Origin of the sequence: Gordonia prachuapensis (assembly GCF_036350515.1) — a bacterium.
In the GTDB taxonomy this organism is placed as follows: domain Bacteria; phylum Actinomycetota; class Actinomycetes; order Mycobacteriales; family Mycobacteriaceae; genus Gordonia; species Gordonia prachuapensis.
The window spans coordinates 66,657-93,165 of record NZ_JAZDUE010000016.1 but is presented as its reverse complement, the minus strand read 5'-3'; the positions used below and the strand labels follow the sequence as shown (position 1 = coordinate 93,165).

Annotated in this window: 21 protein-coding genes and 1 pseudogene; 9 read left to right on the top strand and 13 right to left on the bottom strand. The window is 60.8% G+C overall.

Features of this window, described 5'->3' with window-relative positions; all coding sequences use genetic code 11:
* Nucleotides 1–4 precede the first annotated feature (4 nt).
* The 4 genes from V1Y59_RS18460 (at nucleotide 5) to V1Y59_RS18445 (ending at nucleotide 2,043) form a co-directional block, all read left to right on the top strand.
* Complete coding sequence (locus tag V1Y59_RS18460; RefSeq protein ID WP_330506417.1) at nucleotides 5–355, top strand: DUF6054 family protein; 351 nt, start codon at nucleotides 5–7, stop codon at nucleotides 353–355.
* Nucleotides 356–625: 270 nt separating this feature from the next.
* Nucleotides 626–1,042: a hypothetical protein gene (locus tag V1Y59_RS18455; protein ID WP_330506415.1), complete on the top strand. Its 417-nt coding sequence runs from the start codon at nucleotides 626–628 to the stop codon at nucleotides 1,040–1,042.
* A gap of 68 nt (nucleotides 1,043–1,110) precedes the next feature.
* Entirely contained in the window at nucleotides 1,111–1,662 is a 552-nt protein-coding gene (locus V1Y59_RS18450) for an LppP/LprE family lipoprotein (RefSeq protein ID WP_330506414.1), read from the top strand.
* Between the two features lie 78 nt (nucleotides 1,663–1,740).
* A complete protein-coding gene (locus tag V1Y59_RS18445; RefSeq protein ID WP_330506413.1) occupies nucleotides 1,741–2,043 on the top strand; it encodes a HigA family addiction module antitoxin in 303 nt (100 codons plus the stop codon).
* A gap of 105 nt (nucleotides 2,044–2,148) precedes the next feature.
* On the opposite strand, the gene V1Y59_RS18440 is transcribed toward V1Y59_RS18445, so the two are convergent.
* From V1Y59_RS18440 to V1Y59_RS18420, 5 genes are all read right to left on the bottom strand, one after another.
* Nucleotides 2,149–2,685, bottom strand: a complete 537-nt coding sequence (locus V1Y59_RS18440; RefSeq protein ID WP_330506412.1) for a hypothetical protein — start codon at nucleotides 2,683–2,685, stop codon at nucleotides 2,149–2,151.
* 615 nt (nucleotides 2,686–3,300) lie between these two features.
* A complete protein-coding gene (locus tag V1Y59_RS18435; RefSeq protein ID WP_330506411.1) occupies nucleotides 3,301–3,597 on the bottom strand; it encodes a type VII secretion target in 297 nt (98 codons plus the stop codon).
* Between the two features lie 26 nt (nucleotides 3,598–3,623).
* Nucleotides 3,624–4,211 carry a hypothetical protein gene (locus V1Y59_RS18430; RefSeq protein ID WP_330506409.1) on the bottom strand — a complete coding sequence of 196 codons (588 nt, stop codon included), beginning with the start codon at nucleotides 4,209–4,211 and terminating at the stop codon, nucleotides 3,624–3,626.
* Entirely contained in the window at nucleotides 4,208–4,813 is a 606-nt protein-coding gene (locus V1Y59_RS18425) for a hypothetical protein (protein ID WP_330506408.1), read from the bottom strand. Before V1Y59_RS18425 ends, V1Y59_RS18430 begins: the two co-directional genes overlap by 4 nt.
* A 3-nt stretch (nucleotides 4,814–4,816) precedes the next feature.
* Nucleotides 4,817–6,655: an alpha/beta hydrolase gene (locus V1Y59_RS18420; protein ID WP_330506407.1), complete on the bottom strand. Its 1,839-nt coding sequence runs from the start codon at nucleotides 6,653–6,655 to the stop codon at nucleotides 4,817–4,819.
* Between the two features lie 430 nt (nucleotides 6,656–7,085).
* On the opposite strand from V1Y59_RS18420, the gene V1Y59_RS18415 reads away from it, so the two are divergent.
* Nucleotides 7,086–7,826, top strand: a complete 741-nt coding sequence (locus V1Y59_RS18415; protein WP_330506406.1) for an HNH endonuclease — start codon at nucleotides 7,086–7,088, stop codon at nucleotides 7,824–7,826.
* Nucleotides 7,827–8,005: 179 nt separating this feature from the next.
* Here V1Y59_RS18415 and V1Y59_RS18410 read toward each other — a convergent pair whose 3' ends face one another.
* The 3 genes from V1Y59_RS18410 to V1Y59_RS18400 all read right to left on the bottom strand — a co-directional run bounded on the left by V1Y59_RS18410 (nucleotide 8,006) and on the right by V1Y59_RS18400 (nucleotide 13,506).
* The gene (locus V1Y59_RS18410; protein WP_330506405.1) at nucleotides 8,006–9,340 is read right to left on the bottom strand and encodes a phospholipase D-like domain-containing protein; all 1,335 of its coding nucleotides are present in this window, start codon (nucleotides 9,338–9,340) and stop codon (nucleotides 8,006–8,008) included.
* The gene (locus V1Y59_RS18405) at nucleotides 9,333–12,734 is read right to left on the bottom strand and encodes an AAA domain-containing protein (RefSeq protein WP_330506403.1); all 3,402 of its coding nucleotides are present in this window, start codon (nucleotides 12,732–12,734) and stop codon (nucleotides 9,333–9,335) included. Before V1Y59_RS18405 ends, V1Y59_RS18410 begins: the two co-directional genes overlap by 8 nt.
* 349 nt (nucleotides 12,735–13,083) lie before the next feature.
* Nucleotides 13,084–13,506: a very short patch repair endonuclease gene (locus V1Y59_RS18400; RefSeq protein WP_330506402.1), complete on the bottom strand. Its 423-nt coding sequence runs from the start codon at nucleotides 13,504–13,506 to the stop codon at nucleotides 13,084–13,086.
* A 68-nt stretch (nucleotides 13,507–13,574) separates the two neighbouring features.
* Here V1Y59_RS18400 and V1Y59_RS18395 point away from each other — a divergent pair, with 68 nt between their 5' ends.
* Nucleotides 13,575–14,735 carry a DNA cytosine methyltransferase gene (locus V1Y59_RS18395; protein ID WP_330506401.1) on the top strand — a complete coding sequence of 387 codons (1,161 nt, stop codon included), beginning with the start codon at nucleotides 13,575–13,577 and terminating at the stop codon, nucleotides 14,733–14,735.
* On the opposite strand, the gene V1Y59_RS18390 is transcribed toward V1Y59_RS18395, so the two are convergent.
* From V1Y59_RS18390 to V1Y59_RS18370, 5 genes are all read right to left on the bottom strand, one after another.
* On the bottom strand, nucleotides 14,732–15,340 hold the full coding sequence (locus V1Y59_RS18390; protein ID WP_330506400.1) for a hypothetical protein: 609 nt from the start codon (nucleotides 15,338–15,340) through the stop codon (nucleotides 14,732–14,734). The two genes, V1Y59_RS18395 and V1Y59_RS18390, sit on opposite strands and share 4 nt — an antisense overlap.
* The gene (locus V1Y59_RS18385; protein ID WP_330506399.1) at nucleotides 15,337–17,034 is read right to left on the bottom strand and encodes a DEAD/DEAH box helicase family protein; all 1,698 of its coding nucleotides are present in this window, start codon (nucleotides 17,032–17,034) and stop codon (nucleotides 15,337–15,339) included. Before V1Y59_RS18385 ends, V1Y59_RS18390 begins: the two co-directional genes overlap by 4 nt.
* On the bottom strand, nucleotides 17,031–19,397 hold the full coding sequence (locus V1Y59_RS18380; RefSeq protein WP_330506398.1) for an ATP-binding protein: 2,367 nt from the start codon (nucleotides 19,395–19,397) through the stop codon (nucleotides 17,031–17,033). The genes V1Y59_RS18385 and V1Y59_RS18380 overlap by 4 nt, the downstream gene beginning before the upstream one ends.
* 401 nt (nucleotides 19,398–19,798) lie before the next feature.
* Nucleotides 19,799–20,950, bottom strand: coding sequence for a DUF262 domain-containing protein (locus V1Y59_RS18375; protein ID WP_330506397.1), 1,152 nt, complete (start codon nucleotides 20,948–20,950; stop codon nucleotides 19,799–19,801).
* Nucleotides 20,947–21,732, bottom strand: a complete 786-nt coding sequence (locus V1Y59_RS18370) for an FRG domain-containing protein (RefSeq protein ID WP_330506396.1) — start codon at nucleotides 21,730–21,732, stop codon at nucleotides 20,947–20,949. The genes V1Y59_RS18375 and V1Y59_RS18370 overlap by 4 nt, the downstream gene beginning before the upstream one ends.
* Nucleotides 21,733–22,068: 336 nt before the next feature.
* On the opposite strand from V1Y59_RS18370, the gene V1Y59_RS18365 reads away from it, so the two are divergent.
* The 3 genes and pseudogenes from V1Y59_RS18365 (at nucleotide 22,069) to V1Y59_RS18355 (ending at nucleotide 26,428) form a co-directional block, all read left to right on the top strand.
* On the top strand, nucleotides 22,069–24,006 hold the full coding sequence (locus V1Y59_RS18365; protein ID WP_330506394.1) for an AAA family ATPase: 1,938 nt from the start codon (nucleotides 22,069–22,071) through the stop codon (nucleotides 24,004–24,006).
* Complete coding sequence (locus tag V1Y59_RS18360) at nucleotides 24,003–25,343, top strand: McrC family protein (protein WP_330506393.1); 1,341 nt, start codon at nucleotides 24,003–24,005, stop codon at nucleotides 25,341–25,343. The genes V1Y59_RS18365 and V1Y59_RS18360 overlap by 4 nt, the downstream gene beginning before the upstream one ends.
* Before the next feature lie 9 nt (nucleotides 25,344–25,352).
* Nucleotides 25,353–26,428: pseudogene (locus tag V1Y59_RS18355) on the top strand (HNH endonuclease).
* Nucleotides 26,429–26,509: the final 81 nt, after the last annotated feature.

Here is a 26,509-nt window from a genome sequence, read left to right as displayed (position 1 = left end):
GCACATGGCTAAACACGAGCGCACATTCACCGGCGACTTCGACGAAGTCCTCCGCGCGATCCACCGAGGCGTCATCGCCGGCAGCTCGTCGGCAAGCTTCGAGGACTCGAGCGACCTCAACGTCGGTGACGTTCGTTGTTCGACCATGGTCTTCGAGCGGTACAGCATGGTCGGCGCCAATCGCCTGAGTCTCACGGTGACACTGGTAGGACGCGAACGAGATCTGGGCCTTGTCGCCATCACGTCCGGCGGCAGCCAGGCGATTTTCTGGAAGCTCAACTCCTTCGGCGAGGACGCGTTCCTGTCGCAGTTCATCGATCTGCTGGAAACCATCGTCGGACGCCAGTCCGCCTGAGTCGCGTCTCCGACCACAGCGACCCACGCAGCAATCCGATTCGTGTCGCCGGGACGAGTCCATGCCGCGGTAACGCCGCACTGGCCCGCCCCGATATGACCTGTGTCACACACTTCCGCGCTGTCCTGCGCTCACCCGCAGAAAGTACCGACACATGCGACAACGACACGGTCAGCAGACCGAGAACGCCTCGATGTCGTCGAGGTCGGGGCGACATCGCGCAGGTCGATGGCGCACCCTCGCCCTACGTGGGTGCACGGTGGCCGCGGGGTGCGTCGTCGCGGTCACGACCGTGCAGGCGACGGCGGAGGCGCAGCCGCAGAACCGGACGGTGCTCTCGGGCCCGATCTACTCCGTCGCGGACGGACCGTTCTGTGGGGTGTGATCAACCTGCTGGCCTCGCCGTCGCCGACGCGCGCACGGACCACCTACATCCAGGTGTCGGGCGGGTTCTACGGCATCTCCGGATCGTTGGCGCCATGCGGAGTCGGAGTGACCGTGCACTGGCGCAATCTCAGAACCGGCGCCAAGGGTGCTGTGCACGGTCGGGTGTCGGGCATCGTGGTCCCGTTCGCCGGGACACTCATGTACCGGGAGCCGGTCACGGGTTCAGGGCCCGTCGAGCTCACAGTGCAGCCGCACCGGCCGTACCTGCCGAAGCCGCCTGTGCGCGTTCAGATCCCATGACTGACCCACCACACCTGCCTCAGTGGCACCTCGCTTCACCCAGGTCGGGATGAATATCAGGAGTACTCATGCCATTTCGCCGATCATTCCTCGCCACCTTTCTCCTCGCCGCGACAGTCCTGCTGACCGTCGCACTGACCGCGCCGGCCGCGTCCGCCGCGCCGGCGGGCAGCACTCCGGCCGCGGGCACCGAGGGCCGCGGGTTATGCCTGGACCTGAACTCGTCGGAGGTGAAGTGGGGTCTGCGTGAGATCGGGCCGCCGCTCGGTCGATCGGATCTGCGTTGGGTGGCCAGGAGCGGGTCGATGGCGCGGTCAATGGATCGCACCCCGAACTGTCCGTTCCTGATGTGGGCGACGTTCGACACCTCGGGCGGCACCGCGTCGTCGCCGGTAGCGGTCCTGCTGTTCCGGCCGGGCAGGTATCTCGGGGTGGCGAATCGTCCGACGGGCTACACCCGGGTCAGCGGGTTCACTCCGTTCAGCGTGACCGTCACCTACCGCTGGCCGCAGCCCGGCGACGCGAACGCCAACCCGACCGACGGGCCGGTGTCGTCGTTCTTCTTCCAGGTGTTCGATCGGGTGTTCAGGTTCGGGGAGTTGCCGCCGGGGGTGGGTTGACCACCATGCACGGCCACCCGATCCCGAGGCCGCGCATAATCACTCGCGGCCTAAGCCCTCGAGAGCTACTTTGCTGCAGTGTCCGAGTATCCAGCGATCATTCCCCCAGGCGAGCAGCTGCGTGATGTCCTGCACGATGCCGGACTGACGATCGACGATGCCGCTGCCAGACTCGGGGTGTCCGCGGATCTGCTCGCGAACGTTGTCGCGGGCCGTGCACACATCACCCCGGGGCTGTCGCGACGGCTAGGTGACTTGCTCGGTCAGTCGCCGACGTTCTGGGCGAACCGGCAAACCGAGCGTGACCGGTGGGTCGAGGAGGCGGCGCGGGCTGTCGCCGAGTGGTCGGCGCGATTGAATCATCGCCTCGCAGAACAGTAAAGCCAAGGGCGGTGACACCTCGCTCCGTGCCCAGCAAAGCGTCCACAATGCCGTTGCTACATCCGGGTCGGTGGGTTCACGACGTTCAGCGTGACCGTCACGACATCATCGGTTCCAGTCCTGGTTGACGAAGCCGGTCACCTGTGTGATCGCCGAGTTTGGGATTGTGCCGGTGTCGTCGGCGTCCTGCAGGAAGTAGCAGGGGCTGCTGACAATGATCCGTAGCGGCGAAGTATTTTCGATACGGACCGAGTAGATGTCGCTGGTGCCTCGGTCTGGCGGGTCGCCGCTCCACGTGATCGGCAGCGAGCCCAAGAGATTGCGGACTTCGTCGGCCGGCACCTCGTCCTCGGGTTCGAACCGGATGTCGGCGATGTACTTGACACCGTTGTAGTTGCCTCCGGCGGTGAGTCCGCTGGTCTTGGCTTCGCACTTGGACCATCGCTCCGACGATGCGGTTGAGCGCGGTACAAGGCCGGCTGGGGAGACGGGATCGATCACTGACTGCATCAGCTCACGCCCGGAGGTGCGGACGGCGTGCGCCTGCTCGGCTGTCAGCGGCTCGACATCCGAGACAACCTCGGAGGAGCCGGGAAGCGGTGCAGGTTCATCGCTGCCGCACGCCGACAGCAACACGGCCACCGCGCCTGCTCCTACAACTATCGACATTGCGCGACCTCGTTGACGTTTTCGTAATGCCTGTCGCCGCGGTTTGGAGGCGCCGCCGGGAGTGGGTTGATGAATCACATCCCGACCGAACTGGAAACGAACGCGAATATGACACCGAGAGGTGTAGCGAGAGCACCTACGAGCAGGCCGGAGCCGATCTGACGGATCACTCCTGGTGTACCCAACGCGACGAGACCAAGACACGCCCCGATCAGCACGAGGATGACGACCCAGAGCGCACCCGGTACGAGCCAGACCACCAGGCTGAGGAGCAGGGTGACGCTTGCTCTGAAAGAGCTTGTCGGACCGAAGAAGGTGCTGGGCCTCGCGTAACACGGTCTCAGAGCGCGCATCTGTCATATCACTACACCAACAAGACGATGGTGCCGGCGCATCGACGAGCAACCCCGCGAGGGCGAACCGTCTGTTCGAACGGTTCGGCAGCAGGGCGTACGCGGCAGCGAGGAGTGGAGCATCGCAACCTTATCTTCCCGAATCCCCTACAACGCCCTACAGCACTGGCTCGTCGACACGAACTGCGTCGGCCTTTGCATCAAAGGGCCTGGGAACGTGCAAGTCGAAAGTTGTTCAGGAGCCTGACGCTCGCGAGGCCTGTATCTTTCCCATGAGTTGGGCCGCCTCATCGTCAGTCATTTCGTAGGTGCGGGCTGCGGCAACGAGGCTGGTAGATGTTGTATTAGCCTCTGCGGCCAGTTGATTCAGGTCATCTCGCCATTCAGACGCAAAGGCCGCCACTGCGCCCTGCACGGCCGGAGCCCAGTCGCCGCTGCTGTCGCCGGCTTTAGATGCCGCTTCGGTAATAGCATGGTGGGCCTGGCCCCAACCGTTACTGATGGAAACCACCGCACCCGAGTTGATATCCACCTCATCGCCTCCTGACTAGCCCGTGCTCAGCCGTTGTCGGACAAACTGATCGCTCTCGGTAGGTGTGCCAACTGTCCCAGCACCTCGTCTACCGATTCCTCGAACATGAACTGCTCGCCGACGATCCTTATGCTGATGGTCCCGACGGCTGAGTGGACGAGGTGCAGCGATCGTTCGCCATTCTGCGCCCGCAGCTCTGCTCTTGCATTGTCGTCATCGGGGATCCAACCTTTGACCAAAAGCCGATCGCCCACTGCCGCAAACTCTTCGGCGGCATCTGACGTGGAACCGGTCGCCGTAACGACTGGGACAACTCCGCCGTTCGACTTCGCAAAGGACACGGCCACCTCGTTCGGCAATGTTTCGGATAGGCGGCAATGTCGCCACAGAGCCGCAAGTTCGGCGGCCAGTGAGCCGACATCTCGCCATGCCTTTGCGGCAAGTGAACTCGCCGCGACTTCACCCGCCATGGCATCGGTTGACGACTCGGCCGGTAGTGCCTCCGGATGATGCACGTGTGAGATCCGGACGCGCGGGTCGGCGATCCGGCTTCGAGCGGACTCCAAAAGCTCGGCGACAAATGCTTCGTCCTGACTGCGCGGATGCGACATCATCGACCCCAGTCTTGACTAACGAAGCCGGTGACCTCGGTGATCGCCGAGTTGGGGATGGTGCCGGTGTCGTCCGCGTCCTGCAGGAAGTAGCAGGGGCTGCCCACAATGATCCGCAGCGGTTCGGTGTTCTGAATGTGCACCCAATAGACACCGCTGGTACCTCTATCCGGCTGATCCTCACCCCATGTAATGGGCAATGAATCCAACAGGTTGTGAACTTCATCGATCGGAACCTCGTCGGCGGGCTCAAACCAGATGTCAGCGATGTAGTTGACGCCGTTGAAATTTCCTCCAGAGTTAAGGCCGCTACTCTTCGCTTCGCACTTCGACCACTCTTCGTAGGAGGCGGTTGACTTCGGCGTAAAACCGGCTGGGGCGACGGAATCGACCACCGACTGCATGAGTTCGCGTCCTGACGTGCGGACAGTCTGTGCTTGCTCGGCGGTCAGTGGTGCATCGCCTGAGACAACATCGGATGAATCGGGCAGCGGCGCCGGGGTATCGCTGCCGCACGCCGACAGCAACAGCGCTGCCGCACCCGCTCCGAGCGCGATAGACATGGCGTTGCGACCGGGCCACCTCCGTACCGTCTGGTGCCGCATGCTCTATTCTCCCTCTCCGTCGCGTGACCGTGCAGGGTCGCCGCCGATACCGTAAACGTCCCAGTTACTACGGCGGTCTTCGTGGCTGATGTCCTCGCCGTGGCCGCTGGCGATCTCGGCCAAGTTGTCAAGCGACTCGGAGCCCCGCTGGTAGTAGCTGGTATGCGAACCTATGCCGAGGGTGGTGTCGCCGCCCTCGGCGCGAAATCGTTCGGCGCCGAAGTCGGTGGTGGCCGGGTCGGTGCCGAGTCCGCCGAGTCCGGGATATCCGCCAGCGGTACCGCCGAGAAACGTGACCGTGTCGTCTGACGCCGACCCGACGTAGACGTTCTTCTCGCCGATTCCGAACTCCTCTGCCGTCGCAGCACCTCCTGCACCAGGTGAGCCGATCAGGGTGATCGTGTCCACATCGCCGGCCAGGCGGCCGTCGTCGGCCGCCCACCCGGTGGTCACCGAACCATAGCTGTGCCCAATGAGGTGGACATCGAGCTTGTCCGCGGCGCCCTCGCCCTGGCCGAGGCCCATCTGATCGCGAGCGGCGACGAAACCTTCGATGTCGCTGGCGAGCCGGTTTCCGCCGTCTTCCGCGGCTCCTGAGAAGGCCACTGCGCCAGTGTCGGCGCCGCTGGGTGCGTCGTACCCGATCCATGCGACCGAGGCGACACCCGCTTCTGCACCGCCGGCGGCGTTGTACAGGTTGATCGCCGCATCTACGTTGTTGGGTGTCTTCGTGATGTCAGTGGTCAACCCGGGAACATTCCACGAGACGTGCCGCGCAGTGTCGAGATTCCCAATGCCTACGACCGCCTTCCCATCGCCGCCAAAAGCCTGGGCGTCGTAATCATAGAGGTAGACCGGAGCGCCCCGTGCTCTCTCACTTGCGTCCTCTAGAGCCCCTCGCACGGTGAGCGCTTTCTCCAACGTCTTCTCCGCGTCCGAACGCGCCTTCGATCCAGGGTCCGGATGTGCGGGACTTGGCGACCCCCGAAAAGGTGCGGCAAGAACGGCTTGAGCTTGCGAAATGTCGCGATCCAGGTTCTGACGGCTGGCGATATCGCGCACCGACGGCGGCAAACCCTCGCCACCCTTGCCCAGATACTCGGGGAACTCCTGCAGCGCAGCATCGCGCTCAGCAGGCGTCAGGCCAGCCCACCACCGCGCCCGTTCCTCGGCCGACATCCTTCCCAGATCCTGGGGATTGGCGCCTTTGCCGACCTTGTCGAGCGCAGACCGTATCGCCACGGCTGGGTCGTAACCCTGAGCAGCCAGAGACCTGCCACTGGTCGCGACTCCGCCGAAAGCGCCCAGACCCGACACCAGAGACCGTTCGTTGGCTTCCGTGTCGGTCTTGAGCGTCGTGTTGTCGGTGGTGTAGGTGTTCACCTGCTCGGTGAGCGCGGACGAGCGAGCCTGTAGATCGGCCAGCGTCGCGGCAGGGATCTCCTTACCCTCCCAGCTACGAACTTCCGTCTCGAAGTTGCTGATCGACCGCACGAGGTCAGCTCGGCGATCCGTTAGCTCGTCATGAACCCGCTTTAGATCCGTCAACTTGTCGCCGTAAACCGTCAATGCCCGGGCCCCACGAGTCAGGCCGGTGTATGCGGTGGAGGTTTCAGATGCGAACGGGGCGATGGCGCCGAGGTAGGCCGATGCGCCACCTCCCGACCACACCCCGCCCTTCACTCCGACGTCCTTCTTGGCGCCACCCTCGGCGAAATCCTGCTGACCTTCGACAGTGTTGGCGGCATTGGTCAACCGCTGAGCCATCGCCTCCGCGCTGGCCGGGCTACCTTTGACTTCGGTCGTCTCGCCCGGCTGCGCAGGAATCGTTATCGCAACCATCTAGTCCCCCTGACATGCCCGGTGGCGGCGGGCACACAGTTACAGCTTGCCGCACCATCGCCGTTTCGACATCATCGGGGGCACCAGATGGTTCGAACGTACTACTCCAACATGGTGCTATCTTCTTACAACCACGTGGCGCGCGGGCGGAGGACCAGAACTGACAAACCAGCAGGCAGTCCTAGCGCGATTCCTCGATCCAACGCCCACCGCCCTCGACGAAGAGTGGGAATCGGTGCGCCACCGACAGTCGCCACCACCAGGTAAGAGACAGGTCAACTTCATCCCTAGCGAGGTCGTACTGTCCCTTTGTTCATCCCTACTTGTCGATCACAACCGCTATGGTGGAAATACATCACACAAGGCTGCGTTCCCGGTCCAACACTTGTCCCGGCTCTACCTCCGCCCGCCATCGAGTTTCCTCGCCAAGATGGCCAACCTGGATGGCAGCCGCAGTCACGCCGGTCAGCATGAACTCGAAGTTGCCGCGCGCTTACAGTCTGACAGTCTCCTTCTCCAAGAGGTATACCTTAGGATTCTGAGATCCGCTCGAAGAATCGGAATCGGTGCAGACGTTCTGCCCGACTTCCTCGGCCTCGAACTCGGAGGTTCCCTATACCTGGCAGGTCAGACCGAACTGTCTGCGAGCGACATAGAACGAGACCTCGAACCACGCATTCAGCAGTGGGCAGTTGACCGTTCGGACGTGCCCGTGGCACTTACCCAGAAACTATTGACCGCAACAGTAAGAATTGGCCAGCATCGCTTCGCATCCCAAGTCCTCGCTAATCACGATCACCGCTGTGTTTTCTGTGGAATGTCAGGACGTTTTGGAGGGCGCAAGCATGCCCGCTTACTAACCGCCAGCCACATCAAGCCTTGGCGCACGTGTTCCAACAGGGAGCGCCTCGACTTCCGAAACGGTCTAGCGGCCTGCCCCACCCACGATGTTGCCTTCGACACCGGGCTTATCACCGTGGACAGTGACCTGAAGATCCATCGATCTCCAGACCTTGACGCGGCGCTTGAGGGAGAGGACACGTTCAAGCTCGGCTATTCCTTTGGTCACCCACCGATTGCGACGCGCCTTATCTTGCCGGACCACGCGCACTCACCGGACACCACTTACCTCAGCTGGCATCGAGCACATTTTTCGCCAAACCCGCGTTGAATTAAACCGACTGTTAGAGTACGGCAGCCGGCACGACTCGCATTAGGCTCAGAAATAATCGTGTCGTCGTATACATGAACTGAAAAACCTGCAGAGCGGTCCGAGCGTGACTTGCTTGAAATCAGTTACGAACTCTTTTAATGGCCGAACAGATACGTCAACGGATACTGAACAGTTTGTTACAATGATTCACGAACTTCATGCTGCCTAATCAGCGATAGATACCGCACGTACTCAGTATCTACACGGTTGGGAATCCTTACAAGCGTCCCTTCCTCCATTCTGTATGTCCGATCAGAATCACCGCGGAAAGACAGCCAATTGAAACTAGTGGTTACCCAACAACTATCGAAAATTAGAATTTTCGCGTGCGTATTTTTTACCCGGATAAACAGGAAATTGTCAAACCTTGTTGCAAGGTTGTGAAGACGCTTTAGCGCGTACTCGTCTGATCCACGGTCGTCGTCGCCGTACCCGTGAGCTATCGTAACCTCGACACCAGAACGCAGGCGCCGTTCGAGCTTGGATACGAATTCGGTACTCACGACAGAATTCTTTACCCACGGCGCGATGATCAATATACGGTAGTTAGCAGTCGACAATGCCTCGGACAGCAAGTCGGCATGCTCGAAAACGCTCACGCCGCGAACCATGGCAGCAACCTCGCCTCCGGCACCGATCTCTCTCACCGCTGCAGGCGCGTCAACGAAATCTACCTCGCAATGAGTCGAGCGCCGACTCTCCAGGTCATCGTCAAGTATAGGCCTGGGCTCCGCTTCCCCAAACGAAATACCAAGTCGTTCAACAGCTTCGATGCGATCAAGGGCGAGGCCATGATCAGTCGCCAGCTCGTCGTCAATACAGATTGCAAGCTCCAACTCGCGACGGCTTTGATCGGCATATACGAGCATCTGTACGGACAAGTACCGATGCTTCTTTGCAGACACCTTGCGGACGCGAAGAACTTGAATACGATCGTCCTTGAAAAGGGTATTGAAGTCGTTTGCGCTCACGTCGTCTACCCCGATGTGCGCGCTCCTCGCAGCGGGAAGTATCCACATTCCCCTTTTTTCGGCTTCACTCTTCTTTATCAGCGCCGACTCTCGATAATCGGCTAGTGTCCACGTAAGGCGATCGAAGCTAATGGGAAGCTGGCGCAATACAGGTTGGCTCGCGGCAAGGTTCCGTACAATTTCGGTACCCAAGGGCGTGAGTGCCAGGCGGCCCCCGGAAAGCCTCCGCAGATGATTCTCGGATACCTGTGACGCCACAGCTTCTATGATATGGGCGGTATCTAGGCCAAGGAAGCTCGCAATTGCTTTGGGTGTGTCAACACCTCGTTGGACAAATTGCAAAGTATAGTTTTCTGCGATCGGCAGCTTCTTCTTCTCCTGAGCGAGTACATCAGCGCGCAGGACCGAGACCGGAATCGCAGCATGCTCTACCGCAATCAGCTGAAGACCTGGTCGGGACTCGCCGAAACGGCGTTGAAAAGTGCGGAATTGCTCAGTCACGATCAGCCAACCTCACTTCGCAGTCGGCAGGATGATTCTCGATATACTCTAGGACAGAGCGCAAAGCACCGTTTGTTTCGCGAACGAAGCCAGCGTCACCGATGATTGTCAGACCGTACCGCGCTCTGGACAGTGCAACATTAATTCGCCTCCAGTACTCGGCGCCCAGAAACCCCAGCCGGTTTTCCGAATTACTCCGGGTTAGAGAAACCAATGCGAGATCAGACTCGCGACCCTGCACCGCGTCGACCGAGAGTACCGTCGTAGTCAGATGCTGAAATGCTCGAGGCGCGAGTCTTCGTTTCAGATCTTCGACCTGCTTCTTATATGGCGCAATGACGAGGACTTCAAGGTTGTCTCCATCAGGCGCTTGGATCAGACCGTGCTCAACTGCGTTGTCTATCATGAGAAGCTGCTTGACTAAGAGTTGCGCTTCTGTTCGGTTTGCATAGCTGGTGACTCCGCTTTCACGTCGAGCTGCGCCAAACGGGCCTGTGTCGATCCACCTTACTGTACGTCCGAGTACTCTTTCGTATCCTTCCAATCCATGCGTTTTAGGTGAGCGTAACTTTCCGTCGTAAAAGCAGGTCGATATCATGTCGCCAATTGGGCGAATCATACGGTACTGCTCCTGAAGAACTAGCTGTGAATGTCCGGGAAGATGGTCTACAAATCTCTGGAAGAGAGTCTCCTTAACGTTGTCCGGAGTCAATTCATGCTCTTGCATGAGCTTGGTCGCGCGGAGTAGATCTTCATCCATTGGGGGAAGTTGGCGGGTATCGCCAACCAAGATCCATCGTTTTGCGCGTGACATGGGGATCAGCGCCTCGGTAATGGTCGCCTTTGACGCCTCGTCGACGATGCAGAGGTCGAACTCAAGCTCCCTCACAGACTTGATTCTCAAGAAACCTGTACACGTACCCGCGACTACCGAGGTACCCGACAAGAATATCGAAGTGAGTCCATCCTCAACGCCAATCTCCTCGAGCCAAGAGGCTTGCAGCTCCAGGCGCTTGAGGAGCTGCCGTACCGGAGTGCTACTGCCCAACAAGGCATCAATCGCGGCGCGCGCTTCGACACTGCCGATATCGCCCGGAATCGTGAGATCGCCCGCTAAGTAGCTCTGAGCTATTTTTGTCAACTCATCATGACGGTCACTCAGCTGATCGAGCTTTGCTTGCAACTCTCCCCTGTGGGAGTCTTCGTCAACCGCAGTTGCGAGATCAGATGGTTGATCGACTCTGTCGCTACCGTTCGCGCCGATTCGCTGGTTAATGGTTTCGATGTTGCTGCTGACGACGGCCAACTGCTCTAGCGTGAGCGCAGCTCGCACGTGATCGGCCTCCACTCCGAGCTCTTGTGCCCGTTCAGACAGGTTCGACGCGGCATGGTTGCGGATCTTCCCTACCCACTTCCTCCTCTGCCTGTCCAATAGGAGGTGTCTGACTCCTGGCTGAACTACCAAGTGGTTATCGCCGGCCAGGCGCACTAGGCCTTTGACTCCCGCAGCGTGAAGTCGCTCAACTGAGTTGTCAACCGCGACGTGAGTCTGAGAGGCAATCAGCACTCTCGCGTCGGGTTTCTGCTCCAAGAACTGCGCCACCGTCTCGGTGATAAAGCGCGTCTTGCCAGTTCCAGGAGGCCCTTGAACGACAAGTGCGTCCTGTGCGCCCAGCGCTAGCTGGACAGCCTTCTGCTTGATCGGGTCCAGCTCACTCAACCAGTCGTCGATGACATGGATAGCGGGTTCAGAGTTCAAAGATGGGTCGACCAGAATTGTTCGCAGATTTCGGCTCGGTGTCGTACCGCCCTTGACGTCAACGAGGGCTTCCCTTTGCCGGTTCAAGGCTATTGCGGCCAGATGGTTGTACGGCACCAATGTTGCCGTCGCGGGGAGCTGAGGTAGAGACTTTGGCGACAGCAGGGTGATCTCGTCGGCACCCTGATCGATCACCTCGCCATTTCCATATCTCCACTCAGATTGCTTATCGACTATCTCCCAGTTCGTTCCTACGAGGTCCACCTCACACGTTTCAGTCAATTCGAAGGTGGCGCGCCGGACATCGACGTGGACGGATCTGTAAGCGAGCGGCGCGTGCTCGCCTCTAGCTAGGTCATCGCGCGCGTCCAGGACACGATCCCACAGGCTGAACAGCTCCTCGCCCGCTTGCTCGCTAGATTCATCTTTGAGGTCGTCGACTACTTCGTAGAACTGATCAAGTATGTCGATCAACTTTTGACCCGCACGATCACTCAACTCCGAGATCACTGACTGCGCGACCGCCCAACTGAACACGGGCGGGAGCAAGCAACTATGCTTTCGCGCCCCTTCGAGACGTTCGAACTCCAATGCTTGCGCGGCAATGACCTTGAAGCCGACCGTCTGACTATCAGGTAGCAGCGTGTACCTGTGCTCCGCTCCTATCAAATAGATACGGTTCCGGTCGCGGCTGCCCGACTCGCGCTCCATTCCAAAGCTGGCGAAGACCTCACCAGACAGGTCATCCCGCAACTTGGCTGCTGCACGCCGTAGGTCAACAGGTTCTCCCGCAAGGTGTTCCTGTGCCTTTCGGGTCAAACTCAGGGAAACGGGGTTTCTCGGTTGTTCACGTTCGGCGACTCTGTCAACTGCAAGTTCATTGAACGCGGATGCGACTGCGCTGGCATTCGCTGGTCGCTCGGTGGGATCAGGACTGACGCACGCCGCCAAGAGGTCATGAACGTCCGAAGGAACCTGAACTGATTCCAGCGCTATCTTAATGTCGGGAAAGTCTCGGATCTTTGACTCACTTAGGCATTGAAGCAGCACCACGCCGACGCTGTACACGTCGCGAACATACGGGATTGTCGCTTCACGCTCTGGTGGCGCGTACGCACCCGATCGAAAATTGTGCACGGTTATCTCGCTCTGCGGCTCATCCCCCCTGACCTTCGCGATTCCGAAATCTGCTAGCAGAGGATTCCCCGAGTTGTCGATCAGAATATTTGCCGGTTTGATATCACGGTGCTCTAGCTGCTTTAGATGGGCGTACGCAAGGCCCTCAAGAAGCGGCTTCGCGACCGACCCGTATACGTCGTCCCAGCTTCGCCAGGGGCGCTCCTGTAATAGATCCGATAGGTTGCGATCGACCCAATCCAGGACCACGTAATAGGTACCTGTGTCGTCTATTCCAGCGTCGCGAAATCCCACAATATTCGGGTGACTCAGTGTTCGAAGGGCTTTGGTTTCTCGATCAAATATCTTCTGTGTTAACAAGTCCGAAGGTCCGCTGACGAACTTCACAGCAACTGGCGATCCGTCTCGGGTGTCTATCCCCTTGCGTACAGTCGCTAAACCACCTGAACGCGCGTCTGCGCCGATTAGCACATAGTGTCGGCCGATTTGCTCGGGCATCCACCCTCCCACCTTCGATATGGATGGACACTATCAGCGCATTCTGTCGGCAGGTAGCTTTGGTCGTGCCGTACCCTGTCAACGTTCGGAGCCCAGCCGCGTTGGGTATGCGGAGGCCCTTCAGAACCGAGGCACGAGGTTGGCCCGATTCAGGTGACGAGATTTTGCCCGTCAGGCGGCGCGGAAGGGGCATGGTTCAGACAGCTGCATCGGGGCGCAACTAAGTCGATCGCGGTTCTCAATGCGATTGAGTCGTCGACCGTGCACCGACATCGTGCAACGCCGCTGCGATCGCCAGCGACGGGCTCCGGCAAGCCGATGGGGCGGGGGTGCTGACGAGAGTCGCGGCTCAACCACTTCGAGACACCACCTCCGCGCCGATAGCCGCGACAACCTCTGCGGCTGGCTGGTGCTCCCAGAAACGTAGGACCTTCCAGCCCGCGTCGCGGAGGAGCTTGTCGCTGCGAGCGTCGCGCTCTCGGTTGCTTCGAAGCTTCTCCTCCCAGAACACGACGTTTCTCGTCGCAGGTCGGTAGTGGTCCGGGCACCCATGCCAGTAGCAGCCGTCGATGAATACAGCGATACGCACGCGGATAAACACGATATCCGCGCGCGGCCGCCGCGAGCCCGGCAGCGGCGAATGGTCGACACGGTAGCGAAACCCGGCAGCGTGCAGGCCCCTGCGCACGGCCAATTCAGGTCCGGTGTCGCGGCGACAGTTACCACGCATTGACGCCCGGACCGCGGGACTCGACGCCCAGCTTTCGCTCATCTCCCTAGTGTGCGCCACGCTCGCCCTGGTCGATCGAAATGTCAGCAGGTACCGATAGCCTATTCAGCATGCGCAGCGTCGAACTCTTCGCCGGTGGCGGCGGACTGACCCTCGGAACTCACAAGGCCGGGTTCTCCACCGAGGTCGTCGCCGAATGGAACCACTGGTGCTGCGACACACTCCGCGAGAATAGAGACGCGGGATACCCGCTAGTCAAAGGTATCGACGTGCGTGAGGGGGACCTCCGTCGCATTGACTGGTCCAAGCTGCCCGAAGGCGTCGATTTGGTCAGTGGAGGGCCGCCTTGCCAGCCGTTCTCCGGCGGGGGCAAGGGCAATGCCGCCGATGACGAGCGAGATATGTTCCCTGCAACGACCGAGGTCATCCGGGAGTTACGCCCGCGCGCCTTTATCATCGAGAATGTCCGCGGACTCTTGCGGCCGGGCTTCTCGGATTACTACAACTACATTCGTCTGCGTCTCGCCCACCCGGAGCTTCGAGCCGCACACGATGAGTCCTGGGGTGACCACTTCGATCGCCTACAGTCAGAAGACACCGCAGCGCGTTCTGACCTCCAGTACAAGGTTTTGCCTACTCTGGTTAACGCGGCTGACTACGGTGTACCGCAGCAGCGTTGGCGTGTGTTCTTCGTCGGCTTCCGCGCTGACGTGAATGCCGAATGGCACTTCCCACGAGAGACCCACTCGGCGGCTGCGCTCCGCGCTGCCCAGGAGGACGGCTCCTACTGGGACCGCCACGAGGTTGCTAGGAAGCATCGCGACTTCCGCCTGCGCACGGCCCGTGACTCGAACACCACACTCAGCCCGTGGCTCACGGTCCGTGACGCCCTCGTCGGTCTCCCCGCCCCTGGGAGCACCGCGGTCCTCAACCACGTCCCACAACCCGGAGCCAAGTCGTACCCTGGCCACACCGGCTCTTACATTGATGCTCCGGCCAAGACGCTGAAGGCTGGTGTCCACGGCGTCCCTGGCGGTGAGAACATGCTCCGAAATGTCGACGGCAAAGTGCGCTATTTCACTGTTCGCGAGGCCGCGCGGTTGCAGACCTTCCCCGACGACTACCGCCTGCACGGCCCTTGGAGCGAAGCGATGCGCCAGCTCGGCAACGCCGTTCCGGTTGACCTCGCGTCAGTAGTGGCGCGGTCGGTCCGTGACCGCTTGAACGCAGCCACATTTCGCGACAATAGAACGACAAGGATCGCCGGTTAGGGGTCGGTCGCGGGCAGCGAACGTGGCGCATACATGACCGAGAACGGCTCGGCTCCGATGAGCCCGCATAACCCCTGAACATGCTCCCAATCATCGTTCGAAAGGCATGCCATTGTGGGCCGCGTAATTACGATTCCTACCCTGTTCTCACCGGCGAGTCTCGCACCTGAGGCGGCCCAGTACAGATCACGTAAGATCCGGTAAGGCCCCCACGCCAGGAGTGCCTCATCGCCTGTGGGGCCGCCCGCACGGCAGCGCATTGGCTTCTGCTCCACCGACTCGGCGATGACCGCCCAATCCTCACCAAGCGTCGCACCGACGATGGCCTCGGGGCCAGGAAACCGGCGCGTGGTGTATTGCGATGCCGATCCGACCCCTTCCAGCGCCCGTGGATACTCCTTCGCGGCGCTGTCCTTGATCCAGACCCGCATCTGCGCCGCTGTCAGGTACGGCCGCAATGGCTCGCTGAACTTCGCATCGGCCACCAATTCATCAAAGACCGCACCGCGCTGGCTAGCTGGTACCTGTTCCCACCGTCTGCGGTCGAACACAGCGTAGGCGTACCGGAGCGCTTGGTCTTTGATGTCGTCGGGTAGCTTGCTCACGTCAGCCCTCTCGTCTCGACAGCGGGCGCGTCGACGGTAGGCGGAAACTCCAGCCTAACCATGTCAGCAGCTGTTGCGAGGTCACCGACGTCTGCGACCCACTGCTCAATGAGCGACTTGACTCCCTGGTCCTCGAAGTCAAAGCTGGACCGCTTGACGCTCAGGACCTCCGACTCACCGGCCTCAATCTGCGCGCGGAACCCCGAGACCTCGGCGATGCGCCTGAGGTCGGAGACGCAATCGAGGACCGCGACGCGCTCTTTGCCCGCCCTCAGCCGCAGACCCCGGCCCAGCTGCTGAATGAATATTCGGCGCGAGTGCGTGACTCGAGCGAACACGATGATGTTCACATCCGGCACGTCGATCCCCTCATTCAGTAAGTCGACGCTAACCAGAAGCTCCGTTTGACCCGAGCGGAAACGTAGCAGGCGTTGCTGGCGCTCGCGGCCGCCCATGTCGTTATGGATCGTCTCGACTCCGCGCCACGAGGAGTGCTCACGCAGCAGCCCGGCGAACCTCTCCGCATGCTCGATCGACTGGCAAAACACTATTCCCCGTGGCGCGCGAGTGGAGTTCCACACGCCGGTCAGGCGCTGAATGATCGCCTCGTCGCGTTCCGGAATGAACAGCCGACGGTTCAGATCCCTAATTGTGTACGAATGCTCCGACGCCTCTTTCACAAACTCCCAGTCAATATTGTCGGCGAGCAGCTGATAGTCCACCTGGGCGAGATATCCGCGCCTGATTCCATCGGCGATTGACATCGCAACCACCGGCGGGCCGAACGTCGACTCGATGTCAAACTTGTCCCCGCGCCAAGGAGTTGCGGTCACGCCCAACCTAGGTACTTCGTCAAGCATCTCGATGATGTGCGCGTAGTAGCCGCTTTCACCGACGTGGTGCACCTCGTCGATGACAATCAAGTCCGGCCGATAACCCCGCTCGACGTACGCGTGCGCCGTCGGCAGTACCGCGAACGTAACCCCCGAGAGGTCGTCGCGGTGCTCGCCCTGTCCGATCATCTGCGTCGTGATGTCCTTCGGGATGAATGGCCACATCGACTTTTCGAGTTGCTCGACGAGCGGCGCGCCGTGGGCGATCACCAGAACCTTCCCAGACGGGTCGCGCTCGAGACGGTCCGCGACGACCGAGCCAGCGACGACGGTTTTGCCCAGCCCAGTGGCGAGATAGACCAGGGCCTTGCGGCGCTCCGGGTCGTCCAGCGCGGCGAGCGATTCATCGACGGCCTCGACCTGGTACGGACGCAGTTCCATAGACGGCGGCAAAGTCTTGGCGCTGCGGTACAGCTTGACCAGTGCGGCGCCGTCCCAGACTTTAATGGACCGGCCTACCTTCTCGAACGCGGCGATGCGGGCACGCGCCGACTTGGTGAAACGCCCATTGGTGACGACGATCCCCGACGACGCACCGTATGCATCTATCGCACTGGACACTTCGTCCACGGCATCCTCGCTAACCGAGCCCGTCGCGGGATCCAGCCGCCACTTGACCTGAATGCCGACCAAGTCGCGGCCGTAACGGGCGATGATGTCCCCGCCTTGGTCGTTCGGCCCGTCAATATTCAAGACCTGGGTGAAACCTAACAGCGGCAACAACCGCTCCAGCACCCTAGTGAACCCAGCCGGGCCACCCTGGGCAATCCGGTCGGTAGACAGGAACGAAATGTCGCTCACGACAGAGACCTTTGAGCGACGGTCGCGCTCAGCGACTCCAAACCGATAGAGAGCCTAATTAACTCCCGCGAACTCATTCTGTCCGAGACTGAAAGAGTTCGCTCCAGATCCCTGATCAGACTGGCTAGGTGCGACAGCTTCTCCTCTCGGATCGACTCATCGTGCCACGACCCGTAGGTCGTCGTGAAGATCCCGCTGTCGAGCACGCGCTCGGGCAACTCCACTGCCAAATCTTCGAACGCACGCGGACTAAGGAACTCCGAGTACCCGCCGGTGGCCTCCAACTCGTCCCAGTCCGTGCGATCCATCGTTGCCGCCGCCTTCTGAGTTTCGATCTTCGCCTTGGGGGACAACGCTGCCCAGATGCCAGCCGGATCGCCCTTCACGATCGGTGCGCTAACTTCGCGGATCTCGTCGAGTAGCCCCTCGGCCGACTGCCGGACTGTCGAGGCGTCGACCCGTCGGTCACCGATCTGATCGAGAACCTGCTCGATGAAGTGCCCTGCGTTGCCGTCGTACCCTAAGTATCCGGAGGTGGTGTCGTGAAACAGCATCACCGCCACGTCAACAGGGTTCCATCCGAACCCGTCTAACAGCGGGTGCTTCTCGTCGATGAACAGCTCTAGCACGTTGGCCTCAAGACTCACGGATGAGAATCTGTCGGGGCCCTGGATGAACTCCGCCCCAGACGTGATGTACGCAGTCACCTGGATCGTTCGGCTCCGGCCCGGGACTACTACCTCAGTACCGTCGAGCTGGGGGACGATCCGTCCGTGGGCTCGGTAGCGGACACGACGCTCGGCGATTGTCTCGGGAACGTCGTCTTCTTCGTCTGCAGCATCGGCGGCGTCGTTGGAATCCACTTCACTGGAACCGCCTTCGGAGCCGCGGCCACCAGAGTCGGGAAGGAGATCCTCGATGTCGTCGTCCTCGTCGTCCGCAGCGAGCCCAGACTTGATCTCCTCGTGGTTGACTACGTTCTTCCACCACATCTCGTCGCTCTGGTAGTCCGACAGCCCTTCGCGGAAGTGCTGGCCCCACTTGCGCGCCAGATCTGCCAACGCCTTTGATCCGTCTCCGGGCACGAGGTAGCGGTAACCCGGGTCGTACCGGCGGTATGCATGTACCAGCATGCCAAGCCCCGACGTGTTTAGCGGGTACCCGTGCTGCTTGGCCAGTTGTTCTTTGAGCGGGCCGTCCCCGCGCACCGTGTCACGCACGGTGTTCCATGCGACGGTGTCACGGCCGAAGTCCGTCTTTCGGTAGTTCACCGGGACATGGTCCAGGTGCAGTTCGCCTACAATTCGCCCGCGGCCCAGCTCGATCGGATACTCCGTCACCTCCTCGCCGGTGTCAGGATTGGTCCACCTGAATAGGCCTTTGTCTAGGTGGACGATTGTGCGGCCCTCGCGGATCAGCGAGATACCGAAGTCACTGGCGTCGTCGTAGCGCTGGATACCCAGCCAGCCGCGAATGACGCGACTGCGAAGTTCCACTCGGTCCGACTCGCACTGGAGGCACAAGTCGACATCCTCGAGATTCTCCGAGTGCCAGTGCCCGCAGGCCATGCAGGCGAACGCGGGCTTCAATTCGTGGCGCACCTGGGTGACCGCTGGCACGTCCTGCCCTTTATAGGACACTGATCGCGTCGGCGACCAGATGCACGGGATATATGGAGCCACGGGACTCCCATTGAGAGTGAGCCCGACACCGAGGCCGCCGATCACGTCTGCCCCGGCGATTTCAGTGCCGTCTAGTGCTCTGAGCATGTAAGAATACGTCTGGCCGAGACGGGCCTTTACGCTGTTGGCCACGTTCGGCCAGCGCAGACGCTTGACCGTGTCCGGTCGTAGCCTTGTGACACTGATTGAGGTTCCGTGCTCCCCAATGGCCTTGGGCTTCGTGCGGATAGGCACCTGGAATGAGTCCCGCGAACCCATGGCCTGAATGTCGATTTCCGCGATTGTCCAGTGATCCTCCCCCGCTCGGCCCGAAACGACCGTCGTGGTGTAGCCGAGTCGCCCGGTCGCCACGTTGAAGCCCATGCCGAACAGCCCCAGCGAGCCGAAGCGAGAGTTGCCAGAAGAACCCGCGCGAAGTGCCTGACGCATCTGCTCCAGAGACATACCACGACCCGTGTCAGTTACGCTAACAACCGAATCCGAACCCACTTTCTCCGACCCGTACGGAAACTCGACCTCCACGCGCCCTTCGAAGCCCGGATCCGCCCTCTGGGCGTCGGCGATTTCATCAAGCGCGTTATCGATGAGCTCGGCGAGGCACTCCTCGACTCGCATGTCTACATCGGCAATCACATCGAGGATTCGTGGGGAAGGGGTAAGGTCAAGGGTCTCCGCGGACATATCAATCCTAGCTAGTCGTTAGGCGGTGCCCGCAATAAGTTCTGGATGCTTCAACGGGCACTTCGGACACTACTCGGCGCCCACGACGAAGTAGCGGAGGACAACTCACTACAGCCGCTGATTTCATGCTGGACGCGACGGGAGTTGGATATCTCAACCAGCGGCGTTCGGTTCGATTCGTCGTTTGAGCGAGGCACGAGAGTGAACGCCCAGTTGCCTTTGGTCGTCGGCGGGACTCGAGCCGGGGCACGATTGGCGAGCCGCCGCGACGGATCGCGTCGGTACGGTTAGGAATCTGACCGGCGTCCGGCCTTAACAGCGACCACGACCTCCGCCAGATCGGCTGCTGTGCTTCGTCGCGGCCGACGATGCGGCGGCGGTGGAACTTGTACTGTGCTGTATTAGGGCTCGTCTTCATCGGTCTCAGGTAGCTCCCCATCAGGGATCGTATCGAGTCCCGAAAGTGGATCGGAGCCGTCATAACCCTTAACGAAGTTATCCAGAATTTCCGCGCGCCGTGTGAGTGCTCGACCGTCGTTTGTAGACTGTACGAATGCGTTGTACTCGCGCAGTCTGACGTTTCCCCCTCGATTGTAAGATGGTTCATACTCTGCGATCTGCGTGGCCGATTTGCGCAGCACTTCGAAGTTCACCAGCTTGTCTCGATCGACGACATTGGCGAAATCTGATTTACGAAAAGCGATGTAGTAAACTACCACGGTTCCGATAGAGGAAAGCAGCCAGTCGTTTTCGTCGAACACATCTTTCATGCGATCCAAGACCTCCTCGGCGCTGGATCGATAGGCCTCCATCTCATTTGCGTCGATACGAGGCACATCACCACGAGTGTCGACGAAAAGTTTGTAGAGCGTGTTCGCTTTAGTATCTAAAATCCGACCGGATGTTGACAGCTGAAGCTCAATCGCCAGAAACTTGGCCCCCAATTCACGGTACTTGTATCGCGCGTTTCGAATCGGCGAGCATCTTTGTAGCAACGAGTGCTCGGCGAGCGCGTTCGCCGCGTCTCTTGTGGGTCCGCTGAGTGCGTTCCGCTTCTCGGCCGCGTTCAGTGCCGTGGAACTGTTCAGCCGCTGAAACATTTCCTCAACAAGGTCCCCGCTGTCGCTTGTGACCCGGACTATTGGGATCTCGAAGTCCAGGAAGCGGCGCGCCAGTAACGGGTAGTCCTGCTGAAGCCTCGACAGCGTCATCTTCCTAGCGTTGATTGTGTTGTCTTCGAAGAACATGAAGTCGTCGGGCAGAGCCAATTCGTCTGAGACGAACGCAAGGATCGTCTCGAGGCGTTGTTTGCCGTCAAGGACGGCATACTGATACGTCAGACCTCGTGGACTCTTGCGCCGTGAGGTCGCGGCCTCGAAGTAGAGCTTCGGCACGTCAAGGCCGTTTATAATCGAATCGATGAGTACACTACGAGCCTCTTCGCTCCACACACCACCCTCTCGCTGATACGGCGGATTCAGATCGACCACATCAATCATGCGCAGGAACCGGGAAACCGTGATCTCCCTGAGTGGTTCGGTGTCAATTCTCATGATGCAGTCCGCCCATGGCCCGCCTTGATTCTCTGAGCAATACGATCGAGATCACGGTAGATCGAAACCTCATTAAACCCGAGTGTGTCGAGTTGCTCCCGAAGGTTGTGTTTGGCCTCGCCGGGGACCAAGAACGACTGGAGGCCTCGCGCGTCTCGAAGCGGTTCCTGCTTTGCAGTCGCGGCAGGAATTTGGGCGACGGTAAAGGTGCCACTCTGGAACCGGATGCGGTCAAACGTCATGGGCGCCACGACCGACCGAGGCTTAGAGCGGTTCTCCGCATCCTTTCCCGGCAGGTAGTCGTTAAGCTTTGTATCGGAGTCTGAGAGCAAACGCGGGTGCCCGCCATCATCGTCGCCGGCTTCGGCATTCAAGTCCTTCGGGTCGAGCACGAAGAATTCGCCGTCGAACTCAACGCCTGTAGCAGCCGACTCCTGATCTCGCTCACAAGCGAAGTACAGTGCCACGAGCGGACTCTGCGACCAATCTAGGAGCCGTGTGGGAAGCGCGTGGTGTTGCGCGAAAGTAATCCAGCCCCAGGTGTCGAACGCGTACTGGAGACCGGCGGCCGCAGCTTCCTGTCGGAACCGCGCGAGCATGGCCCGCTCGTCGCGACGATGGCGTTCCTCACGCAACGCTGACGCTTCGAGACGCCAGGTGTGGTTGCGGTGCCCGCGATACCAAAGTTCCCGCCCATCACTGGCGATGGGCGCGAGCACTTCCATAAGATCCCCGACTGAACTGATCGTCGGGCCGCAATCACCATCCGTCGTCGCGCTCACGCAGGTGACTCTATCGAGAAGCCGGAGTTCGGCGCTGCGGCACCGTCAGACCGGATGAAGACATAGCTCGATTCCCATGCCAGGAGCATCTCGCCAGCAACCTGGCGAACCTCAATGGTCAGGTGAGTCAAGTTCTGACGCCCAAACGCCACGCGGCGCTACCCTCGACGCGAAGCGATGATCTGCGCCGCCTGTGGCGGAGAAGGGCCAGAACTGGTGGATTTCGACGAGGCGATCGATGCAAACCTGGGCTCTCGAAACGCGGCACTTCGAACCCAGCAGGCTGACCAACGGGACCAGTTTCTGGCCCGCTTCCCACGCGACTCCTGGCCATCAGTGACGCTCAGCGACTACGCACTGAACACGCCCGACTTCCGCAACAGTTACTCCTACTTCCTGGAGTGGGGAACGCCGAACCTCGGCAGCATCAGCGGCGGCAGCGCACACAAGCACGTGATCTTCCGACGCAACAGCGGTGAATGGGCGTACCCCCGCGGTTATGCCAACGTGGAGGAAGCGTGGAGCGACCTGCATTCCGGGTTCCTGCGGATGTTCGACCTCGCTGATCGGGGCGAGTGGACGTCTACCTCGGAGATCGACATTCTGCGGGGTGCCCGCACCGTGCGCTTGAAGTCGCTCTTTCTGTACTTCCCCGACAGTGTGTTGCCAATCTACAGCCACAATCACCTCACCCATTTCGCGAAGGAGTTCGGGCTCGAGACCACCGGCGACACTCTCGACATCAATCAGCGCATCCTCCGTCACCTCCGCGCCTATCCACAGCTGGCCGACACAGATCCTCTGGAGTTCATCGAACTTCTGTACTCATGGTCGGGCCCGGCCGGATGGCATACGCCGAAGTACTGGAAGATCGCCCCGGGTGAGGGCGGCCGATTCTGGGACGAGTGCCGTGAGGGCGGATACATCTGTATCGGGTGGGACGAGGTCGGAGACCTCTCGCTGTTCGACGCCGAGGACGACTTCATCGCAGCATTCACTGCGGCTTTCGCCGAAACCTACAAGGGCAACAAGTCGGCGATCACGCGTAAGGGTCGGGAGCTGTGGCGCCTCACCGAGGTCGCAGAAGGCGACCAGATCATAGCCAACCGGGGAACCTCGAAGGTCCTCGCCGTGGGCACCGTGACCTCACCCGCATATCAATGGCGACCCGAGCGCGACCAGTACAAACACACCATCAACGTGGATTGGGATCTGAGCACCGGCAACACGATCCCCGAGCCGGTCAAATCCTGGGCAGTAATCACGATCGCAAAGGTGCCGTCGACCAAACTCGACAACATCCTCGGGCGAGATGTACCTCCAAAGCCACCGAACGGCGACGACGATGCCACGGACATCACTACCGACGACGAGCTTCGCTACACAGGCTGGAAGAAGATCCTCGACCGCAAGGGCCAGGTGATCTTCTATGGCCCGCCGGGAACCGGAAAAACACGGGCGGCGAAGGGGTTCGCCGCCTGGCTGCTTCGATCGACTGATGAGAATCGCAGCGCGAACCGACTCACGGAGGTCACCTTCCACGCGTCCTACGCCTACGAAGACTTCATCGAAGGCTTCCGGCCGCTCTCCGGTGAAACCGAGCTGAAATTGGCACTACGTCCGGGCATCATGAAACGAGTTGCGACACAAGCACACGCCGATCCCGATCACGTGTACGTGCTGATCATCGACGAGATCAACCGCGCCGACGTCCCACGCGTCTTCGGAGAACTGATGACCGTGATAGAGCGCGGTCGACGCGGCCAGGCGGTGACCCTTCCGACGAGCGGCGAAACGCTCTCCGTGCCAAAGAACCTGATCGTGTTGGGCACTATGAACACGGCCGACCAGAGCATCCGATCACTGGATGCCGCGCTGCGCCGTCGCTTCGGGTTCATCGAACTCATGCCCGACACCGACTTGCTATCCGAAGTGACGATCGATGATTTGCCGCTCGATCAGTTCCTGCACGACCTCAACGCGGCAATCACTCGCATCGCCGGCCGAGAACGACAGATCGGGCACTCGTACTTTCTCGACCACGGGGAACCCATAGAATCCGTCGAGGCATTTGCCGACGTGATCCGCACGGACGTCATTCCACTTCTCCAAGAGATCGTCTACGACGATTACAGTCAGCTCCGTGAATTCTTGGGACCAGGTATCGTCGACGCCGCTCATTCTCGGCTGACCGACATCGTCAATCACGACGCCCAACTCGTTGCGGCGTTGGCCGACAACTTCGGGCTCAAGGTGCAGTCGACCACCGAATGATCGAACTCAGCGAGCACAGCAGCGGCACCCACGCTCTGCCGGCGGTTCCGGTTGCCGACCAGGTCCGGTTGGCGGAATCACTCGGCAATCGGTTGACCGTCAAATGGCTGTCGAACGATCGTGTGGAGGTTCGGTCAGCGTCGTGGGTCGGGAGTGTTCGCCTCTCTTCTGAGCTACATGTACGCGTTGTACCCAAGCTCGCCGGAGGCAACCTTGGAGTCCTGACGATGCTCGCACTCACCGACGGCAGCCCGATCAAAGAGTTACCGGACTACTTGCGGGATCTGTCCGACGACTCCACCGAAGACGCCGTGCAGTTGCTGTGCCGACTGGTGGTGGTCCAGACCGAGCGTGTGCTGGCTCGGGGGCTGATCCGCGATTACCGCGGGCACGCAGATGATCTCCCGTTTCTCCGTGGGCGGCTGGATACGTATCGGCAGGCCACGGTGCACTACGGCAAGTTCACCGCCTTGGCCTGCACTTTTGACGAGTTCGACCATGATGCGCTCGAGAACCACCTCTTGCTGGCCGGTGTGATGGCTGCGCGCCGGGCCGCACAGAATCCACAGGTTCGCCGCCGAGCCGCCGACCTCGAGCAGCGCCTCGCGCAGATCGCCCCAACGCTGCCCTCGCCACGCACCCTGCTGGCGGCGCGGGTGGTCTATGGGCGGCGAAACGCTCACTACCGGTCGGCGCACACCTGGTGCCGCTCGCTTCTCAGACTTGGAGAGGTCGATGACAGCGCTGCTCCCGACTCACATCAAGTCGGCGCCTTCCTGATCAACATGAATGCCCTGTTCGAGAGATTCGTGGAGAGGGTCCTCGACGTTGCATACGTAAACAGCGGTGTCACACTGCAAGCCCAGCAACGCAATCCGTCGCTCATCACGGTGAACGGGCAGTCCAGGCGTTCGATCGCGCCCGATATAGTAGCCACCCACGCGGATCGCCAGTGTGCAATCGATGCGAAGTACAAACTCTACGACCGCTGGGACATTTCTCCGGCCGACATCTATCAACTCTTGCTGTACGCGCAGTGCTATACCGGCTTCACAGAGACGCCTACTTCGTACCTGATCTATCCGGCGGAGTCGTCGCAGACATCCCCGACAAGAATCGAGCTGACGGTCCCAGGAGAGAACGGACCACGCAGGGTGCGGATCAATGCGATCGGCATTCCGTTGGCAAGCGTCGTCGCAGGTATCAGAACCGGCGACCTCACGGCACTCACGGATGCCACCAAATACTTACAACAGATCCTGCCAGCTTCCGGATCGATGCTGGCACACACCTCGCGCCAGCGAGCTGGCCCCATGCCGGGCCGATCGCTTTCGTAGACTTGCCGCATGCCTGGCCCGCCGTCCGATCCGCTCGAACTGGGCCAGAAGCTCGTCGCCCTCCTCGAGGGCGGGCGCCGCACGGCCACCTACAAGCTCGCGGTTCTCATGGCGTTGCTGGACCTCAGCGTCGAGTCCGTTCCCGACGACCCGAATGCCGCGGTCGATATCGACCTCGACGACCTCACAACCCGCGTCATCGAGCTGTACTGGCGGCAGATGCGCCCGCTCGATGGGCATCAGCTGCGGCAGTCCACGGATGGTCGCGGCGTCATCTTCACCACCGTCGCCGGTCTGCGGGCAGAGCTGACCAGCACTCATCGCGCGCCGACGATCGACCTGGTGATTGCCGACCGCTCTGACGCCTTCCGCGCTGCGCACACCACGGTGAAACGCACACTGGTTCGCTACCCGCTCAAGCTGTTACAGAACGTCACCACCGCCACCGAGCACGAACGCTTCCTCTACGACGACTCCTGGATGGGTACCGATTCGCTGCGCGTGGTCGCCAGCCACGGCAACAAGCTGATCCTCTTTCCCGGAGTCTGCACCACGCTCGCGCGCCTGGCCCACTGCTGAAACCCGCGTTCCAGCTCGCCTGGGTCGACGACGTCCGACGCATGAACAAGACCCTCCTCGCCGATGGTCCCGACATCGCCGACCACCTCTTCGGCGCCGACCGCGTCTCGCTCCTCAAGGCCGGTGACGTCTTGGCGAGCGAGTTCGGTCCGCACTGCTTCTACTGCGCTGCTCGACTGACGGCCACTCGACATGTGGACCACGTGCTGCCGTGGTCGCGCGTCGGCATCGACGGCCTGGCCAACCTCGTGTTGGCGTGCTCGTCGTGCAACTCAAACAAGTCCGACCTGTTGCCCTCCCCCACGCATGTCGACCGGGCGTTAGGACGGGGACAGCACCTGCTCGATGAACTGGCCGCCGGCATCAACTGGCCCAGCCAGTTCGACCGCGTGGTGTCGGCAGCGCATGGCCTGTACGCAACCCAACCCGAGAGCACGCCGGTCTGGTTGAGCCGCAAGAACATCGGCATTCTTGGGCGGGTCGACTTCGAGTGGTCTACCAGCTAGCACAGGCCACCCTACTGGCCCTGGCGCAGTTGGACGGTCGGACGCCGTCAACCAGCACCGTTGTTCTCGACAACGTGCCAC